The organism is Actinoalloteichus spitiensis RMV-1378, from assembly GCF_000239155.1.
In the GTDB taxonomy this organism is placed as follows: domain Bacteria; phylum Actinomycetota; class Actinomycetes; order Mycobacteriales; family Pseudonocardiaceae; genus Actinoalloteichus_B; species Actinoalloteichus_B spitiensis.
Genome location: NZ_AGVX02000702.1, coordinates 1 through 2,101 on the forward strand (window position 1 = coordinate 1; position 2,101 = coordinate 2,101).

3 protein-coding genes are annotated in these 2,101 nt (G+C 73.4%); all 3 read left to right on the forward strand.

The window, feature by feature from the left end; genetic code table 11:
* Positions 1-333: 333 nt before the first annotated feature.
* Entirely contained in the window at positions 334-873 is a 540-nt protein-coding gene (locus ACTIDRAF_RS30995; protein ID WP_157163251.1) for a hypothetical protein, read from the forward strand.
* A gap of 136 nt (positions 874-1,009) precedes the next feature.
* Positions 1,010-1,675 (forward strand): hypothetical protein, encoded by a 666-nt coding sequence (locus ACTIDRAF_RS0224210; RefSeq protein ID WP_083886657.1) that lies wholly within the window; start codon positions 1,010-1,012, stop codon positions 1,673-1,675.
* Between the two features lie 80 nt (positions 1,676-1,755).
* Positions 1,756-2,101, forward strand: a 346-nt coding sequence (locus ACTIDRAF_RS31000) for a hypothetical protein (protein ID WP_016701262.1), incomplete at its 3' end; no start/stop codon positions are given.

Below are 2,101 nucleotides of genomic sequence, written 5' to 3' on the forward strand. Positions count from 1 at the left end.
GTGCCCGCCGTCCCGTGCCCCGGGCGGCCCGCTCGACCGGGGCGGCCGGACGCCGTCCCGCCGAGGGCACCGGGCGGGCCAGCGCGGACCCGACCGAGGTCCGGTCGCCGCACCCGCCCACGCCCCACTCGCACCAGCGGGCGACGGTCCCGCGCACCGGGTTCTCGCCCGGTGCCGCCGGCGGGGAGCAGGAGCGGCGGGCGCCCGCACCTCCGGTGTGGCATCCGGGCGACCGACCGGAGCCACCACCTCGCCGGTGGTGTCCGGTTCGTTCCGGATCGGCGGAAATGGCCCTCGGTGGACGTTCCCGTCGAACGCTCGTAGCGTTGACGCGTGTCCACTCCCCAGGATCCCCGTGAGCCCGACGAGCCCGACCGCCGGCCCGGGGGCGGAATGCCCCCGCCCCCGCCGCTGAACCCGGACGAGGACGGTCGGCAGCAGCCGGCGGTGCCCACCGAGGTCAGGGTGTCCTTCTGGATCTGGATCGGTAGCGCCGTCCTGAACATCGCCTTCAACCTCCTCGCGCTGACCGGCCTGGACGAGCTGCGCGAGGACTTCCGCCGGAGAGGACAGGCGAACGGTCTGAGCCCGGACGAGGTGGACAGCGTCTTCAACACGGCCATCGGCGTGACACTGGTCGTCGCACTGGCCATCCAGGCCCTGTACCTCCTGTTCGCGTTCAAGATGCGTGACGGCCGGAACTGGGCGCGGGCGGCGCTCACGGTGCTCGCCGTGCTGAACCTGCTGCTCTTCGCCTCCGCGGGTGGCGGCAACGGCATGAACACCCTGTTCAACATGCTGCCCGTCGTCGCCACCGTGTTGCTGTTCCTCCCCAACTCCAACGCCTACTTCCAGGCGCGCCGGGGCCACTGACCGACGGCCACGGGGCGCGGCGCACCGGCGCGCCCCGTGGCTCGGGAGGAGTCACCCGCGTGCCGACCACGGGTGGGCGATAACGAAAACGCCGGTTCGGTGGACACCCCACGAAGCCGGTCCTACCGTTCGCCAGGTGACCAACCCCCAGGGCCCCTACCAGCAGGGCTCCCCGTACCCCCAGGGCACGCCGCCGCCCGGCGGCCCCGGGTACGGGCAGCCCCCCTTCCCCGCCGCTCCCGGCTACGGACCACCACCGGGCCAGCCCGGTGGTGGCATGCCACCGGCGGGCTTCGGCATGGCTCCGCCCCCGCTGTCCGACCCCGAGCGACGCGCCGGGCGACGGCCCGCCACCGTGAACACCGCCTTCGTCCTGTGGATGGCCAACGCGGTGCTCGGCATCCTCGCGGCCACCGCCGTGTTCCTGACGATCGACACCGCCGTCGCACGGCAGGTGGCGGCCTCGGGCGTCAGCGCGGAGCTCGGCGAGACCGTGATCGGTTTCGCGCGGAGCACCGTCCTGGTGGCGGCGACGATCAGCGCGCTCCTGGCCGGCCTCATGATCCTCTTCGTCTTCATGATGCGGGCCGGGCGCAACTGGGCCCGGATCGTGCTGACGGTGCTGGGAGCACTGTCGGTCCTGGGCACGCTGAGCGACCTCGGGAGCCTCGCGGCGAACTTCGAGATCGGCGGCCCCGGCATCCTGCTGGGCATCCTCGCGGTGGCACAGCCCCTGCTGATCGTCGGAGGTGTCGTGATGATGTACCTCGCCGACTCCAACCGGTACTTCCGGCAGTCCTGACCGGCTCGGGCCCCCGCCCGTCGGCTCGGACGGCGGTCCGTACCGGTGAACGCGGCACTCGCGTGGAAGACTCACGTTCCGTGAAGGCAACCGAGACCGGCCAGCTCCCCGCCCCCGGGGCCGGGGCCGACCGTGGCGTCCTCGTCACACCGGAGGAGGACGGACCCCGGCTCCACAGCCCGCTCCGCGCCGTCGTCGGCGGCATCGAGCTGCTGCTGGCCCTGGTGGCCGGCGCGCTGACGGCGTGGATGTGGCAGCGCGGCGTGGTCGCCCTCGACTACGTCGGGACCGACGGCCAGGTCGAACACGTCTCGCACCGGCACCTGGGGAATTGGCTGGCCGGCGCCGTCGGTTGCGGCACGCTCGGTGGTCTGTTGCTGCTGGACGCCGCCCGCCAGCTGGTGCTGGCCAGCCGGGCCGGGCACG